This is a genomic window from Kitasatospora sp. NPDC048662, from assembly GCF_055587065.1.
Window position 1 is genome coordinate 401,640 of sequence record NZ_JBVJHA010000004.1, and the last position, 15,461, is coordinate 417,100.

Genomic DNA, 15,461 nt, shown 5'->3' on the forward strand with positions numbered 1-15,461 from the left:
CCGAGTGGTCCGGGCAGCTTGGGGTGAGGGTGGTGGGTGCCAGAATTGCCCGGGTTGGTGGGTTGGGTGGCGGAAGGGTGGGGTCGTGGGGAGTGGGCGGCGGGGCAAGGAGGTTGTGGGGCGGGCCGGGGGGTTGTGGGAGGCGGCGAAGGGGGTGGTGGCGGGGTGGGAGGACGCGGTGGGGGCCGTGGCGGAGGCGCATGGGCGGATTTTTCGGGGGGTGGTGCGGGGGGAGTTGGAGGGGATACCGGTGGAGCGGTTGAAGGAGGTGACGGAGGGGCGCTTGCAGATCGGGGTGCTGGTGGGGGCGGGGTACCGGACGGTCGCGCAGGTGTGTGGGGCGAGCGCGCAGGAGTTGGTGCGGATTCCGGGGATCGGGGGGCCGACGGCAAGTCAGCTGGTGGGGGCGGCGCGGCAGATCGCCGAGGCGGTGGAGCGGAGTACGGCGGTGCGAATCGATCCCGCGCGGCCGGACGGGGACAGCACGGAGCTGCTGATCGCCTTGCACCGGCTGGTGGTGGCCGGGCCGGGGGCGCGGCGGGCGGCGGGCGAGGCAGCAGAGCTGGAGGCGGCGCTGGCGGGGCCGTTGGCGGCGGCCCGGCCGGCCTGCGGGTGGGTGAGGGGGCTGGTGGCCGGGGCCGAGGGGCGGGAGAGGGCTCGGCGGGCGGTGGAGTCGCTGGAGCAGCAGGTCGCGTTCGCGGAGGCGGAGGGGGTGCCGCTGCGGTTCGCCCAGGCGGGGGCGGATCTGTTGCGGCCGGGGGCGGGGGAGGTGGAGGTCTGGGTCGAGTTCGAGCACCGGGCGGCCGAGTTCTACGCCGAGCTGGCGCTGCTGGAGGAGGAAGGAAGGATCGGCCGGGTCGATCGGGGCGCCGCCGAGGGTCATCTGCCGGACGCGCTGGCCGAGTCGGTGCGGGCGGAGCGGCTGGACGATCGCGGCTGCACCGTCTCGCTGCGCGGCTATCAGGCGTTCGGGGCGCGGTTCGCGCTGGCCCGGAAGCGGGTGATGATCGGCGACGAGATGGGCCTGGGGAAGACCGTGCAGGCGCTCGCCGTACTGGCGCATCTGGCGGCGGCGGGGGAGCGGCACTTCCTGGTGGTGTGCCCGGCGTCGGTGCTGGTCAACTGGCAGCGGGAGACGGGGAGTCGGACGACGCTGGCCGCGTACCGGTACCACGGCCAGGAGCGGGAGGCGGCGAGGGCGCAGTGGCTGGCGGGCGGCGGGGTGCTGGTCGCCACCTACGAGTCCTTGCGGACCTTGCCCGAGGACCAGGTGGCCGCGCTGGTGGTGGACGAGGCGCACTTCGTGAAGAACCCGGCCGCGCTGCGCACCCGGTTGGTGGCGCAGTGGGCCGGGCGTACTGAGCACGTGCTGTTCCTGACGGGCACGCCGATGGAGAACCGGGTGGAGGAGTTCCGCACCCTGATCGGCCATCTTCAGCCCGAGCTGCTGGCGCAGCTGCCCGCCGGGCTCGGCGTGGCCGGGTCGGTGGCGTTCCGTCGGGCCGTCGCGCCCGCGTACCTGCGCCGCAACCAGCAGGACGTGCTGACCGAACTGCCGGACGTGGTACGGGTGGACGAGTGGGACGAGCTGTCCGGGCCGGACCGGGCCGCGTATGCCGAGGCCGTCGCGGCGGGCAACTTCATGGCGATGCGGCGGGCCGCCTACGCGGAGCCCGCGCACTCGGCGAAGCTGCGGCGGCTGCGCGAACTGGTCGCGGAGGCGGCCGAGAGCGGGCACAAGGTGGTGGTGTTCTCGTACTTCCGGGAGGTGCTGGCCACCGTCGGCGAGGCGCTCGGGGAGGCGGTGGCGGGCACGGTCTCCGGGTCGCTGCCCGCCGAGGCGCGGCAGGAGTTGGTGGACGGGTTCACCGCCGTGGTCGGCCATGCGGTGCTGCTGTGTCAGATTCAGGCGGGCGGGCTGGGCCTGAATCTGCAGGCGGCGAACGTGGTGGTGCTGTGCGAGCCGCAGCTCAAGCCGACGCTGGAGGACCAGGCGGTGGCCCGGGCCCAGCGGATGGGTCAGATCCGCCGGGTCCGGGTGCACCGGCTGCTCGCCACCGACAGCCTGGACCGCAGCCTGGTCGAGCGGCTGCGCGGGAAGGCCGAGCTGTTCGACAGCTACGCGCGCCGCAGCGACCTCGCCGAGTCGGCCCCCGAGGCGGTGGACATCTCGGACCGCGCACTCGCGGTGCGGATTGTCGAGGACGAGCAACTGCGGCTGGCGGAAGGAAAGTCGGCATAGCTCAGAGCCGGACCAGCATCTTGCCGGTGTTCGCGCCGGTGAGCACGCCGAGGAAGGCTTCGACGGTGCGGTCGAAGCCGTCCAGCACCGTTTCGGGCGAGATCACCCGGCCGGAGCGCAGGTGCGGGCCGAGCAGGTCGTACAGCTCCTCCTGGGCGTCCATGTGGTGGCGGACCAGGAAGCCCTCCAGCCGGATGCTGCGGCCGACCAGTTCGAACAGGTTGTACGGGGCGGCGGGCGCTTCGGTGAGGTACTGGCCGATCGCGCCGCACCAGGCGATCCGGCCGAAGTCGCGCATCGAGTTGATCGCGGCGGCCAGGTGGTCGCCGCCGACGTTGTCGAGGTAGACGTCGATGCCGTCGGGGGCGGCGGCGGTCAGCAGCTCGGCCACCGGGCCGTCGTGGTAGTCGAACGCGGCGTCGAAGCCGAGCTCGTCGGTGAGGAAGGCGGTCTTGGCGGCCGAACCCGCCGAACCGATCACCCGGCGGGCGCCGATCAGCCGGGCCAGCTGCCCGGCGGCGGTGCCGACGCCGCCGGCCGCCGCCGAGACGAACAGGTCCTCGCCGGGCGCGAGCTTCGCGATCCGGGTGAGGCCGACGTACGCGGACAGGCCGGTGCCGCCGAGCACGCCCAGGTACGCGCTGAGCGGGACGCCCGGCAGGTCGGGCAGCACTCGCACGTCCTCGCGCGTCACCACCGCGTGGGTGCGCCAGCCGTGACGGTGGATCACCGCCGTGCCGACCGGCAGCGCGGCGCTGCGGGACTCCACCACCCGCCCCACCGTCCGGCCCTCCATCGGGGCGTTCAGCTCGTTGCCGTCCTCGGCGTCCTCCATCATGCCGAGCATGTACGGGTCCACGGACAGGTAGGCGTTCTCCACCAGCGCGCTGCCCTCGGCGAGCGGCGGCAGCTCGTCGTCCACGAAAGCGAACTGATCGACGGTCGGCAGCCCGGTCGGGCGGGAGAGCAGGTGGACGGCTCGGGCGTGGCGGGTGGAGGTGCTGGACATGGTGAACACTCCGCGAGAAGAAGGGGGTTGACGAGGAGAAACGCTAGGCCGGGCGGAACGGCCGTGGCAGAGGCCCGCGTCGATGGCTGCCCGTGATCCATGAGCGGTGTTCATGCCTGGCGGATCCGGCCCCGCGCAGTGCTCCGGGCACCCCCCAACGAAACCGGCCCGCTGTTCGTGGTGACGGGTGAGAGGCGAGGAGAGGGGGGAATGTGGCCGAATGGGCGGATCAGCTCACCGAGTTGGTGGCGACCCGGGGAGCCGAACTTCAGCGCTACGGATTCCTGTTGACCGGGGACCGCGCCGAGGCGGCGGACCTGGTGCAGGAGGCGCTGGTGCGGGTGTTCGCCCGCCCGCGCCGCGCCTGGGGGCTCGGGGAGATCGAAGGATACGTCCGCCGCACCATGCTCAACCGCTACCTGGACCTGTACCGGCGAAGGGCACGCTACCGCGCACTGGTGCCGCAGCTGGCCGAGAGTCCGGTCGGCCCGGACGGCAGCGAAGAGCTCGCGGACCGGCTCCAACTGCTGGTCGCGCTCGGGACGCTGTCGCCGACCCAGCGGGCCTGCGTGGTGCTCCGGTACTACGAGGACCTGCCGGTGGCGGCGGTCGCGGAGCGGCTGGGTCGTGGCGAAGGAACGGTCAAACGGCACCTCAGTGACGCGCTGGCGCGGCTGGGTGTCGCACTCGCGGAAACCTGTCGAGAACTTGGGGAAGGTGTGAGCGCATGAACCCGGAAGACATTCGTAGGAGCTTGCCCGACGCGGCCGAGCTGGCCGGACCGCTTCAGCTGGACACCGAGCGGCTGACGCGGGCGGTCCGCCGGCGCCGCAGGACCCGCTCCACGCTGACGGCCGGGGCCGTCCTGGCGCTGGCGGGCGCCGTCTTCACCGTGGCCGGGCAGGCCGGGCCGGCGGGCCCGGCGGCGGCCTCGCCCGGAGCGGGCGGAGCAGGGGCGAACGGGTCGGCGTCCGGGCAGTCGTTCGACAGCGCGTGGGGCCAGAAGTGCGGCCAACCGCTGTCGACCCAGGGCACGGCACCCACCATCGAAAGCGTCAAGATGTCGGTGCGTTCCGTCCAACGGCTGAGCAACGAGGCAGGTCCGGCCATCGACGCCGCGCTCAGCACGGAGCGGACGGTGCACGCCAACGGCTGGCCGGCCCCGGGCCTGGAGGCGCTGTACCTCAAGGACGGCGTCGTCGTCGGCGGTGGACCCGTGCGGATCGGGCGGGGCGACCCGACGCCGCCGCCGTCGGGGGAGCTCATGGGCCAAGTGTGGGTGGTCCGGGAGGACAGGCCGTTCGACATGAAGCTGCGCGAGCAGAACACGCTGTGCCCGTCCGTGACCTGGCCGCAGATCTGGGCGCACCCGGGCGACTACGAGGTGGTGCTGCTGCTGCGCGCGCCGGTCGTCGCGTTGAGGGACAGCAACGAGCAGGTCCTGATCGCCCGAGCGCCGCTGGCCCGCTGAGGCGGCGCGTCCCCCGGTCCGGCGGAACCGGGGGACGTCGCGGAACCGGGTCCCGCCCGGGTGCGTCCAAGGCCTGTCCGGTTGAGGTCTGGGAGGGATGGCGGCGATGGCTGCGGCACGGCGGTACTGGTTTGCGTTGATGGTGTGCGGGGTGCTGCTCGGGCTCTCCCTGCCGTTCTATCTGACGCCGGGTCGATTTTGCGGGCCGCAACTTCCGGAGGTGGAAGGGGGGTTCGGGTGCGTCGCGGAGGTTTCGTCGCCGCAGGGGATTCTGGGCGGCTACGCGCTGGCGCACCCCGGAGCGGTCCAGCTGTACTGGCTGGTTGCGCTGGTGCTCGGCAGCTGCGCGCTCGGGTGGTGGTACCGGCGGGCGGGGGAAGCTCGCCGGGCCGTCGTGGGGGTGCTGGTCGCGGTGCTGCTGGCGGCGGTCACGACGGCCCTGACCTGGGCGGACTGGCACGGTTTCCGCTCGCCGTCGGCCTGGGCGGAGACGCCGATGCTGATGGTGTTCAACGGGGCCACGCCACTGCTGGTGATCGCCCCCGTGCTGCTCGCGCTGGCAGTGGTCGAGCGCAGTGCCGGGCTGCTCGCGTTCGCGGTCGGATTCTGCGCCCTGGCCTACGTCTTCGCCACCCGCGACTCCTTCGGCGTGTTTCACGCTCTCGGCCTTCCGGTCGATGTGTTCAGTGACCCGGCGGGCATCCGGCAGTTGCTGAACCTGGCGGTACCGGCGGCCGTGCTGCTCCTCGCGGCGGGGGTGGCGTACGGCGCCGGTGCCGTGGGTCGGCGCCGGCCCTGACGCCGTACGCTGCGGAGGTGGCAGAGGATCTTCTTCCGCAGGAATTGCGGGTGTTGGTGGCGGTGGCCGAGAGCGGTGGGTTCACGGCGGCGGGGGAGCGGCTGGGGCTGACGCAGTCGGCCGTGTCGCACGCGGTGCGGGGCTGCGAGCGGAAGCTGGGCGCGGTGCTGTTCGAGCGGGGGAGGCGGGGGGCGGTGCCGACGGCGGCGGGGGAGCGGGTGGTGGGGCACGCCCGGAGGATCCTGCGGCTGTTGGCGGCGCTGCCCGGCGAGGCGCGGCAGGGGGAGTCGGGCCGGCCGCGCGGGCCGGTGCGGATCGTGGCGTTCCGGAGTGCGGCGGAGCGGGTGCTGCCGGCACTGCTGGCCCGACTGGCGGTCAACTTCCCGGAGTTGGAGCCGCAGGTGCGGGTGGTGCGGGACCTGGGCCGGGGCACCGCCGGGGAGGTCGCCGACGGCCGGGCCGATCTCGCGCTGGCCACGCTGGGCGGGGCGATCCCGCGCGGGCTGGTCGCCGTGCCGCTGTACCGGGAGGGCTACGCGCTGGCCCACCAGCGGGGCCATCCGGATCCGCGCAGTCTGCCGCTGGTCGACTGGGACGAGAACTGCGGCTCGTACACGGCCGATTGGTGGCGCCGGCAGGACTGGATCCCGTCCGCGACCATCAACGTCTCCGACGACACCGTGGTGCTGTCGCTCGCCGCGCAGGGCCTCGGGATGGCGATCATGCCGATGCTCACCCTGGACCGGCTGCCCGAGGGGCTCGCCGTCACCGATCTCGGCCCGGAGCGCCCGTCCCGGGAGGTCGGCTACGTCACCACGCCGGAACTGGCGCGGACCGCCGCCGTGCGGGCGGTGGTGCGGGAGTTGCGCGCCGCCCCGCTGCCGGAGGGCGCGAGCGCCGTGCGGTGAGGGGGCGTCCCGCCGCCCGTAGCGGGGGCGCCCGGCCCGGGAGAGAGGTGGGCCGGGTGGGCGGCGGGACTGGAGTGACGAACCCCGCAACTGAGTCTGCCGGGGCGGGCTCACGTCCCACTAACGTCCCGCTGACGTGCAGGAACGGCCGTGAAATATGGTTGACTTGACGCGTGGTCGATGGGCGGGGAAGGGTACGCCGGGGGCAGCCGCCGGGCGGCCCGGTGAGGCGACGGGGGTGGCCATGAGAGCGCTCGCCGAGGTGCGGGACGATCCGCTGACGGACGGCGAGGTGGTGCTGCGCAGGCCGCTGCCCGCGGACGCCGCCCTGGTGCACCGCGGCACCCACGACCCGCTGGTGCGCGAGTTCCTGCAAGCGGTCATCCCGCACCGGGACGAGGCCGCCGCCGCGCGGTGGCTGGACGAGATCCCGCCGCTGCTCTGGCAGACCGGACGGGCCGCCTACTTCGCCGTCGAGGAAGCCGGAGAAGCCGTCGGCTGGGCCGAGTTGGTCAACCTCGACGCCGAACAGGACAGCGCCGAGATGACCGTCTGGCTGCTGCCCGAACACCGCCGGCTGCGCACCGCGAAGAGCGCGATGCGACTGGTGTGCCGGTTCGGGTTCGAGCGGCTCGGCCTGCGCCGGATCGACGCCTTCGCCGCCGCCGACAACATGCCCAGCCAGGTGACGGGCGCCGCGATCGGCTTCCGCCGGGCCGGCTACCGCCCCGCGCTGTTCCGCAGCTCCCGCACCCAGCGGCTGCACGACGCCGTGTACGCGACCCTCGTACCGGAAGACCTCTGCTGACCTTCGGGGATCTCAACTCCCCGCACCAGAACCAGGAGTGACGACATGTCAGGAAGCAGCCTCCGGCTGGAGGACAGCACGCTCGGCGAGCTGCTGATCACCGCCGACGGGTTCCGCGCCACCCGGGCCGGGCAGGAGCGCACCGGACGGGTGGACGCCGCGCTGATCGTCCGCGTGCTGTCCGTGCTCGGCGAGGCCCCCGCGCCGGTGCCCGGCGCCGCCGCCCCGGCGGCCGGCCGCCGGCTCACCGTGACCGGACTGAACGGCCGCCCGGACCGGCAGTGGGCCGACGGCACCGACGCGCCCGTGCCCGCCGCCGTCGCCCCGTTCGCGACCCTGCTGGCCCAGGCGTTCGGCGAACCCGGCGAGCCCGCCGCGCTGCCCGGCGCGGTCGCCCTCGGCCACCCGGCCGCGCAGGCCGCCCGCAGCGCCGCCGCCGTCGGCACCGTCGGCGGCCGGGCCGCGTACGCCCTGGTCGAGGAGGACGGCTCGTTCGGCCTGACCGCGCTCGACGACGCCGCCTCGCTCGGCGGCTCCGACGCCGACGCCGGCCTCGCCCCGTCCGCCGTCGCCCTCGGCGAGGCCGGCGGCCGCTCGCTGTTCGCCGTCGGCGGCAGCGACGGCTCGGTGCAGGTGTGGGACGCCACCACCGGCCAGGTCGTGCACGGCTCCACCGGCGGCGAAGGCGCCCAGGCCGTGGCCGCACTGATCTGCCGGGACATCCCGGTGGCGTTCTCGGCCGGCCAGGGCGGCGACCTGCGCGCCGTGCGCGCCGACGACGGCCGGGTGCTCGGCAACCTGCCCACCGGCGGCCACGGCGCCACCGTGCTGCGCGCCGCGCACTGCGCCGGAATCGACCTGCTGGCCGCGGCCGCCGCCGACGGCACCGTGCGGGTCTGGGACGCCGGCACCGGCGACCAGCTGCACCTGCTGGTCGGCCACCGCGGCGAGGTCCGCTCGATGGCCGTCCTCACCGTCGAGGACCAGGCCGTGCTCGCCACCGGCGGCCACGACCGCACCGTCCGGGTCTGGGACCTCGCCACCGGCCAGCCGGTCGCCGAACTCACCGGCCACACCGGCACCGTCACCGGCCTCGCCTTCACCACCCTCGACGAGCGCCCCGTGCTCGCCTCCTGCGCCCTCGACGGCACCGTGCGCACCTGGGACGTGTACGACGGCCGCCCCCTGCACGGCTGGCCCGCCGGCAGCTGGCTCACCGCGCTGGCCGCCGCCGACGGCGTCCTGTACACCGGCGACGAGACCGGCCGGATCACCGCCTGGGACGCCGCCACCGGCGCCGCCCGCACCGACGCCGCCCCCGCCGGCCGCCCCGGCAGCCCGCTCACCGCGCTCGCCACCGGCGCCCTGCACGGCCGCCCGGTGCTCGCCGCCGGCTTCGGCGACGGCACGCTCGCCGCCTGGGACGCCCCGACGGGCAGCCAACTCCTCGACCTGGCCGCCGACGGCGGCCCCGTGCACACCCTCGACCTGACCGACGGCGGCCCCGACGGCCCGCTGCTGGTCTGCGGCACCACCGCCGGCGCCGTCCGCAGCCACCGCCTCGCCGACGGCGCCGCCAACCCGCTGCCCGTCCCGCACGCCGGAGCCGTCACCGGACTCGCCTTCACCACCGGCGAGCAGCCGCTGCTGGCCTCGGCCGGCCGCGACGGCGTGATCGCCGTCCGCGCCGCCGCCACCGGCGACGACAGCCGGCGCTTCGCCACCGGCCACGGCCCGATCACCGCGCTGGCCGCCGTCGTCGCGGGCAGGCAGCCGATCCTCGCCACCGCCGGCGAGGACCTCAAGGTACGGATGTGGCACGCCGGCAGCGGCGCCGCCGGACCGGTCTGCGAAGGACTCGCCCAGCCCGCCGAGGTGCTGTCGTTCACCGAGGTCGGCGGCCGCCCCGTGCTGATCGCCGGCTCCGCCGACGGCACCGTGCTGGTCTGGGACGTCCAGAGCGGCAGCCGCACCGCCCAGCTGACCGGCGGCGGCGCGGCCGTCCGCGCCGTGGTCGGCCGCGAGTTCGACGGCGAGGCGCTGCTCGCCGCCGGAGACGCCGCCGGCACCCTGCGGCTGTGGCACCTGGGCAGCGCCACCCTCCTCAATGAGGCCGCCCTGGACGGCACCCCGCTGGCCATCGAACTCGACGAGGCCGGCCTGCGGATCGTCACCCCGGCGGGCGCCGTCACCCTCTGACGGCCCGTCCGGAGCTCCCCACCAGCGGCCCTGATTACATGTACCGGATAACGACCCGGTAGCCTCCGTCACCGAACACAAACTCGGGGGGGTTTGGGGGTTACTGCGGTGAAGTTCCGGCTGCTCGGGGCCGTTTCGGCGGAGGACGCCGAAGGCGGCGAACTGCGACTCGGACCGGAGAAGCGGCGCAGCGTGCTCGCCCTGCTGCTGCTGCGCCGCAACCGGGCGGTCTCGGTCGCCCAGCTCACCGAGGCGCTGTGGATCGCCGAACCGCCCGCCAACGCCCGCACCGTGGTGCAGAGCCACATATCCCGGCTGCGCGCCCTGCTCACCGAGCAGGGCGCCACCGGGAAGGGCGTCCAACTCGCCACCGCGGGCGACGCCTACACCCTGCAACTGCCCGAAGGGTGCCTGGACGTCGAGCAGTTCGACACCCTGGTGGCCGCCGCCCGGGTCGAGGCACGCTCGGTGGACGTCGTCGACGCGCTGGAGGCCGCGCTCGCCCTTTGGCGCGGACCCGCCCTCACCGGCACCGTCGCCAGCCCCCCGCTGGAGGCCTGGCGGCAGACCCTGGAGGAGAACCGGCTCGCCGCCGTCGAATCCCTCGCCGACCACCACCAGCGGCTCGGCGACCCCGCCCGGGCCGCCGAACTGCTGCGCGCCGAAACGGTCGCCCACCCGCTGCGCGAATCGCTGGTCTCCGCGCTGATGCTGGCGCTGTTCCGGGCCGGACGGCAGTGCGACGCGCTCGACTGGTACCACCGCACCCGCGAATCGCTCGCCGACCGGCTCGGCGTGGACCCCGGCCGGGCGCTGAACGCCGCGTACGAGCGGATCCTGCGCGGCGAGCCCACCGAGCCCATTCCGGCCCCGGTCGTAGCGCCCCCGACTCCGGTGGCTCACAAGCTGGTTGATCTGAGGGTGCCCGCGCCCGCCGGGCCGCCCGCGATCGAGAACCTCCCCGCCGTGGACCTGCTGCCGCGCGCCCCGCGCGGCTTCCACGGCCGCGACACCGAACTCGCCACCCTCGCCGACGCGGCACGCGGCGGACCGGACGGCGCGATCGCGCTGATCACCGGACCGGCCGGGGTCGGCAAGACCGCCCTCGCCCTGCACTGGGCACACCGCAACGCCGGACGCTTCCCCGACGGCCTGCTCTTCGCCGACCTCGGCGGCTTCAGCGACCGCCCCGACCGCGACCTCGACGAGGTGATCGCCGAATTCCTCGCCGCACTCGGCGTCGCCCGCGAGGACCTGCCCGCCGGCACCACCGCCCGCGCCGCCCTGTACCGGCGGATCACCACCGGCCGCCGACTGCTGGTGATGGTCGACAACGCCCGCGACAGCGACCAGGTCCGGCCACTGCTGCCGGCCGGCGCCGACTCCGTCGCCGTGGTCACCAGCCGCAACCGGATGCTCGGCCTGGTCGCCGCCGAACTCGCCCGCCCGCTGCCGCTCGCCGTGCTCGGCCCCGAGGAGTCCGCGGCGCTGCTCGCCCGGGTACTCGGACCGGCCCGGATCGCCGCCGAACCCGAGGCCGCCCGCGAACTCGCCCGGCTCTGCGACGGCCTGCCACTGGCCCTGCGGATCGCCGCTGCCAAGATCGCCTCCGACCCGCGCCGCGGCCTCGCCGCGATCACCGAACAGCTCCGCCACGAACAGCGCAGGCTCGGCCACCTGGCCGCCGAGGAGATCAGCGTGGCCAGCGCGCTGCGCATCTCCTACGAGCAACTCCCGCCCTCCGCCGCCCAGTTGTTCCGCACCCTGGGCTTCCACCCCGGCCCGGTGATCGACGCCCACACCGCCGCCGCGCTCAGCGACCTGGAACCCTGGGCCACCGCCGAGGCCCTCGACCGGCTGGCCGCCACCCACCTGATCACCGAGACCGACGGCGGCCGCTACACCCTGCACGACCTGGTCTGGCTGTACGCCCGCGAACTGAGCAGCCGCGCCCACCCCGCCGAACAGCGCCTCGCCCGGGAACGGCTCGCCGACCAGTACCTGTACACCGGCCTGGTCGCCGCACAGGCCGCCGAACCCGGCAGCAAACCCTGCTGCGAACCCCCGGCCGGCAGCCACCGGCCGCGCGCCGTACCGGAGTTCGACGGCGGCGAGGAGGCGATCCGCTGGCTCGGCGCCCACCGCGAGACCCTCGCCCAGGTGATCGCCACCACCTCGCCGGAACGGGTCTGGCGACTCGTCCTCACCCAGTGGCCGCTGATCCTGCGCCGCCTGCGCGACGGCTGGGTGACCCAGCTGGAACACGCCCTGGAGGCCGCCCTGGAGTGCGGCGACCTGGACGGCGAGAGCCAGGTGCGGGCCATGCTCGGCTGGGTGCTGGTCTCCAACCGCCGCCTCCCCGAAGCCGTCGCCTGCCTCTCCCCGGCCGCCGAACTCGCCGCCCGGGCCGGCAACCAGGTCGGCCGGGCCGTCGCACTGGTCAACCTGGCCGCCGTCCAGGCCGAACTCGGCGACACCGCCACGGCCGGCGGCAACCTCACCCAGGCCCTGGAGATCGCCCTCGCCATCGGCCACACCCACACCGTCACCCTCGCCCTCCAGCACCTGGCCCGCCATCTGCTGGCCACCGGACGCCCCGCCCAGGCCATCGAACGGGCGCTGTACGGGCTGGAGTTGACGGCCGATCAGGTGCCGTCCGCGCGCCGGGTGCTGCTGCACACCTGCTGCGGAGAGGCACTGTCCGCGCTCGGCCGCCACGCCGAGGCCCGCAGCCGGCTGAACGCGGCCCTCGCCGAGGCCGAGCAGATCGGCCACGACGAGGCCACCGCCGAAGTGCTCGCCGCGCTCGCCGCCGCCGAGGACGCCGCCGGGCTGGCCCACGCCGCGACCGCTCACCGGCGGCGGGCGGAGGAACTCGGGCCGCACTGAGCCCGTCCCAAGTCGCTGGTGGGGGCCGGAAATCGACGCGTTAGTGAGGCGCAAGCCGAAGGCAAACGGCTACCGCAAGGATGGGCAGGTGCGGTAGCCGCGGGTGCGCGGGACTGCCCGTGGCACCGCGTACAGCCCCTCGCTCGCCCGGTCGCCCCCGGCCCCCTGCAACGCCCCGTCACCGGCCCGCACTGTCGGGGAGCAGACAGGGAGAGGGCGGGACGGATGGCCGGAGACGGTGTGAACATCGACCTGGACGAGGTCCAGGCGGCAGCCAAGACGATCGCAGCGCTGCTGGAGGAACTGCAAGGCCCGTTCGCCCAGTTGGAAGCCCACATCACCATGGTCGAGGACTCGGTGTACGGGACCGACCTGCTGGGCAAGTCGCTGACCGGCGGCGGTTCCTCGGTCGGCGGCTTCAACAAGCACCAGAAGGACGTGCTGGCAGGTATCAAGCTGCTGCTCAGCAACGCCACCGCGATGGGCACCAACCTCCAGACCATGGCTGCCCGCCACCAGGCCAACGACGAGGAGCACGCCGCCTCGCTCAGCCGGATCAGCACCGGCGACGGCAGCCCGCTGACTCCGCTCACCCCGGCCGTGAACCCGTCCCCGACCCCGTCGCCTTCTCCGGCGCCCGCACCTGCGCCCGCGCCGCAGCCGGACACCGGGGGCTACCACACCCAGGACGGGCCGTCCCTGGACTACAACAAGCCCAAGCCCCCGCCGGAGCCGCACGGCCCGGTCGGCGGCGGTGGCCGCAACCTGATCTGACGCACGCCGCACACCCGCACCACGGCGGCTGATCCGGTGTCAGCCGCCGCCGCACCCACCATCCGAGAGAGCTTCCCGCCATGATCGAGCTGCCGGCCGACCTCGCCGAAGTACTCAAGACCGTGCAGAAGAACGAGAACGGCAAGGACATCTCGTTCCCTGACGGCAACGAGGACCTGATCGGCGACCTCGCCGTCGCCTGGGACAAGTGGAACCAGATCGCGGACACCCACATCCGCGGCATCGCCAACGCCGCCCAGCGCGCCATGTCCTGCATGTCCGGCGCGGCCGCCGACAGCTTCCAGCAGTACCTGCAGAAGTTCGCGGGCGGCGACGCCTCGCACGTCGCCACCACCGTCAAGGCCGGTGCCGACATCGCCAGCGGCCTGCACGGCGCGCACCAGGCGGTGATCGACACCAAGAACGAGATGATCCGGGAACTCGACTACGCCAAGACGTACATGGCGCAGAACCCGGCGGGCAAGCACGACGACATCGCCAACTCCGAGGGCGTCAAGCAGGCCGCCAGCCTGTACCACCAGTACGTGAGCGGTGTCAGCTCCCAGGTGGACGGCATCCTGCGCAACAACGCCAACCAGATCGCCGACATGAACGGCATCGGCAAGACCTGCACCCTCAACGGCGGTGGCGGCGGCGGTGGCGGTGCGGGCGGCGGATCGGGCCTCGGCATCGACAGCGCGGGCGGCCTCGGCGGACCCGACGGCCTCGGTGGCCTCGGTGGCGGTGCCGGTGGGGACGGTGCGGGTGACGGGGCCGGTGGCGGCGGCGGTGCGGGTGGCGGCGCGGGCGGCGGGGCGGGCGGCGGGGCCGGTGGTGGGGCCGGTGGTGGCGCGGGCGGTCACGGCGGTGCCAAGACGCCCAGCATCCTGAAGCCGTTCTCGCCGCCGCCTCCCGGCCACGTGCCGGACCTGTCCAGCGGCGGCCACCCGCCGACCTTCACGCCCCTCCCGGTCAGCCCGAAGGCCTCGCTCAACCTGGCCGGCCTCGGCGACCTCGGCTCCGGCGGCACCGGCCTCGGCATCGGCCACTCCGGGCTCGGCGGCGCGGGCGGCGGACTCTCCGCGTTCGGCGGCGCGGGCGGCGGCGGACTCGGCGGTGCCGGTCTCGGCGGCGGCGGCTTCGGCGGCGCCGGCGGGATGAGCGGCGGCGCCTTCGGCAACGCGATGGGTGCGATGGGCCGGGCCGGCGGCGCGCTGGCCGGCGCGGGCGCCGGTGGCGCCGGCGGCATGCGCGGCGGCGGTGCGGCCGGTGCGGGTGCGCGCGGTGCCGGTGCGCGCGGTGCGGGTGCCGGTGCGGGTGTTGCGGGCGGGGCCCACGGCGGCGGCATGGGCGGCGCCGGGCGGGGCGGCAAGGGCGAGAAGAAGGGTGCCAACCGTTTCCTCGGCCCCACCCGCTTCGGACCGGAGGGCGAGGAAGAGGAGGCGCTGCTGCACGACAGTGGCATCCTCGGCCAGGCCGGCGAGGTCGATCCGCGCGACCGCAACTGGCAGCGCGCCCGCCGCCGTTGGCTGGACGACGCCCGCGCCGAGGGCGTGCTCACGGCGCCCGAGCCCGAGCCCGTGGCAGCAGAGGCCGCGGCGGCTCCGACCAGCGAGCAGGCCGTCCTCAACCAGCTCGCGGGAGTGCTGCTGGGTGCCCCCGCCCCTGCCGACGGCGACGCACCCGAGGTGGCTGTTGCGGCGGCCGGGGAGGCGGTGGCGCCGCGTCAGGAGAGCGTCGCGGCCGAGTCCTCCGGGGCGACCAAGGAGTCCGGGGCGTCCGGTGGGGCGAAGGCGGACGGCGACTACCTGGAGCGGGCGCGAAGCGTCGCCGCGCGGCGCGGACACGGGGAGGCCGCAGAGACGGTGGCGGCCACGCCGGCCACTCCCGCAACTCCGGTGAGCGCGGCGGCTCCTGCGGCGGCGGCCGCCAAGCCGCTCCCGATCCGGGAGGAAGGCGGCTACCAGGTTCCCAGCCCGTTCCTGCGCGCCGCCCTCACCCGCCTGGCCGCCCCCGCGGACTGACACCGCCCCCGCTTCCCCCTCCGCGCTGATCCGTACTCACTAAGGACCCCCCATGAGCAACGACGTGCCCTGGTTCGCGATCGACCCCGACGTCGAACCCGCGCGCACCATGCGAATTCCGGAAGGTGAGCGGATCGGCGTGGAGGCGCCGACGTTCGGCGAAGCCGCGCGGGTGGGGTGGGTTGAGCCGGATGTGATGCCTGCGCAGCGGGTTGAGGGGGGTTCGCCGTTCACGGAGGCGGCGCGGGTGGGGTGGGTTGAGCCGGATGTGATGCCTGCGCAGCGGGTTGAGGGGGGTTCGCCGTTCACGGAGGCGGCGCGGGTGGGGTGGGTTGAGC

The 15,461-nt window shown here is 74.8% G+C and carries 12 protein-coding genes; 11 read left to right on the forward strand and 1 reads right to left on the reverse strand.

The features are described 5' to 3' along the window. The first annotated feature begins 85 nt into the window (after positions 1–85). Positions 86–2,242, forward strand: a complete 2,157-nt coding sequence (locus ACZ6R9_RS15145) for a DEAD/DEAH box helicase (RefSeq protein ID WP_465538469.1) — start codon at positions 86–88, stop codon at positions 2,240–2,242. Position 2,243: 1 nt separating this feature from the next. On the opposite strand, the gene ACZ6R9_RS15150 is transcribed toward ACZ6R9_RS15145, so the two are convergent. Beyond that, complete coding sequence (locus ACZ6R9_RS15150; RefSeq protein WP_465538470.1) at positions 2,244–3,251, reverse strand: NADP-dependent oxidoreductase; 1,008 nt, start codon at positions 3,249–3,251, stop codon at positions 2,244–2,246. A gap of 212 nt (positions 3,252–3,463) precedes the next feature. Here ACZ6R9_RS15150 and ACZ6R9_RS15155 point away from each other — a divergent pair, with 212 nt between their 5' ends. The 10 genes from ACZ6R9_RS15155 to ACZ6R9_RS15200 form a co-directional block, all read left to right on the forward strand. Beyond that, positions 3,464–3,982, forward strand: coding sequence for a sigma-70 family RNA polymerase sigma factor (locus tag ACZ6R9_RS15155; RefSeq protein ID WP_465538471.1), 519 nt, complete (start codon positions 3,464–3,466; stop codon positions 3,980–3,982). Continuing rightward, a complete protein-coding gene (locus tag ACZ6R9_RS15160; protein WP_465538472.1) occupies positions 3,979–4,722 on the forward strand; it encodes a hypothetical protein in 744 nt (247 codons plus the stop codon). Before ACZ6R9_RS15155 ends, ACZ6R9_RS15160 begins: the two co-directional genes overlap by 4 nt. Positions 4,723–4,828: 106 nt before the next feature. Continuing rightward, a complete protein-coding gene (locus ACZ6R9_RS15165) occupies positions 4,829–5,521 on the forward strand; it encodes a hypothetical protein (protein ID WP_465538473.1) in 693 nt (230 codons plus the stop codon). A 17-nt stretch (positions 5,522–5,538) separates the two neighbouring features. Continuing rightward, complete coding sequence (locus tag ACZ6R9_RS15170; protein ID WP_380477968.1) at positions 5,539–6,429, forward strand: LysR family transcriptional regulator; 891 nt, start codon at positions 5,539–5,541, stop codon at positions 6,427–6,429. Between the two features lie 244 nt (positions 6,430–6,673). Then, the gene (locus tag ACZ6R9_RS15175) at positions 6,674–7,237 is read left to right on the forward strand and encodes a GNAT family N-acetyltransferase (protein ID WP_380477967.1); all 564 of its coding nucleotides are present in this window, start codon (positions 6,674–6,676) and stop codon (positions 7,235–7,237) included. Between the two features lie 45 nt (positions 7,238–7,282). After that, positions 7,283–9,436, forward strand: a complete 2,154-nt coding sequence (locus ACZ6R9_RS15180) for a WD40 repeat domain-containing protein (RefSeq protein ID WP_465538474.1) — start codon at positions 7,283–7,285, stop codon at positions 9,434–9,436. 108 nt (positions 9,437–9,544) lie between these two features. Next, a complete protein-coding gene (locus ACZ6R9_RS15185; RefSeq protein ID WP_465538475.1) occupies positions 9,545–12,325 on the forward strand; it encodes an AfsR/SARP family transcriptional regulator in 2,781 nt (926 codons plus the stop codon). Between the two features lie 225 nt (positions 12,326–12,550). Continuing rightward, entirely contained in the window at positions 12,551–13,099 is a 549-nt protein-coding gene (locus tag ACZ6R9_RS15190) for a WXG100 family type VII secretion target (RefSeq protein ID WP_380477964.1), read from the forward strand. A gap of 80 nt (positions 13,100–13,179) precedes the next feature. Further along, on the forward strand, positions 13,180–15,123 hold the full coding sequence (locus ACZ6R9_RS15195) for a WXG100-like domain-containing protein (RefSeq protein ID WP_465538476.1): 1,944 nt from the start codon (positions 13,180–13,182) through the stop codon (positions 15,121–15,123). A 52-nt stretch (positions 15,124–15,175) separates the two neighbouring features. Further along, on the forward strand, positions 15,176–15,461 hold a 286-nt coding region (locus ACZ6R9_RS15200; RefSeq protein ID WP_465538477.1), incomplete at its 3' end, for a hypothetical protein.

What these genes read in the sequence shown, in the direction of transcription:
- ACZ6R9_RS15150 (WP_465538470.1), bottom strand. Translation starts at nt 3,251, where the DNA reads ATGTCCAGCACCTCCACCCGCCACGCCCGAGCCGTCCACCTGCTCTCC.
- ACZ6R9_RS15160 (WP_465538472.1), top strand. Translation starts at nt 3,979, where the DNA reads ATGAACCCGGAAGACATTCGTAGGAGCTTGCCCGACGCGGCCGAGCTG.
- ACZ6R9_RS15165 (WP_465538473.1), top strand. Translation starts at nt 4,829, where the DNA reads ATGGCTGCGGCACGGCGGTACTGGTTTGCGTTGATGGTGTGCGGGGTG.
- ACZ6R9_RS15175 (WP_380477967.1), top strand. Translation starts at nt 6,674, where the DNA reads ATGAGAGCGCTCGCCGAGGTGCGGGACGATCCGCTGACGGACGGCGAG.
- ACZ6R9_RS15180 (WP_465538474.1), top strand. Translation starts at nt 7,283, where the DNA reads ATGTCAGGAAGCAGCCTCCGGCTGGAGGACAGCACGCTCGGCGAGCTG.
- ACZ6R9_RS15190 (WP_380477964.1), top strand. Translation starts at nt 12,551, where the DNA reads ATGGCCGGAGACGGTGTGAACATCGACCTGGACGAGGTCCAGGCGGCA.
- ACZ6R9_RS15195 (WP_465538476.1), top strand. Translation starts at nt 13,180, where the DNA reads ATGATCGAGCTGCCGGCCGACCTCGCCGAAGTACTCAAGACCGTGCAG.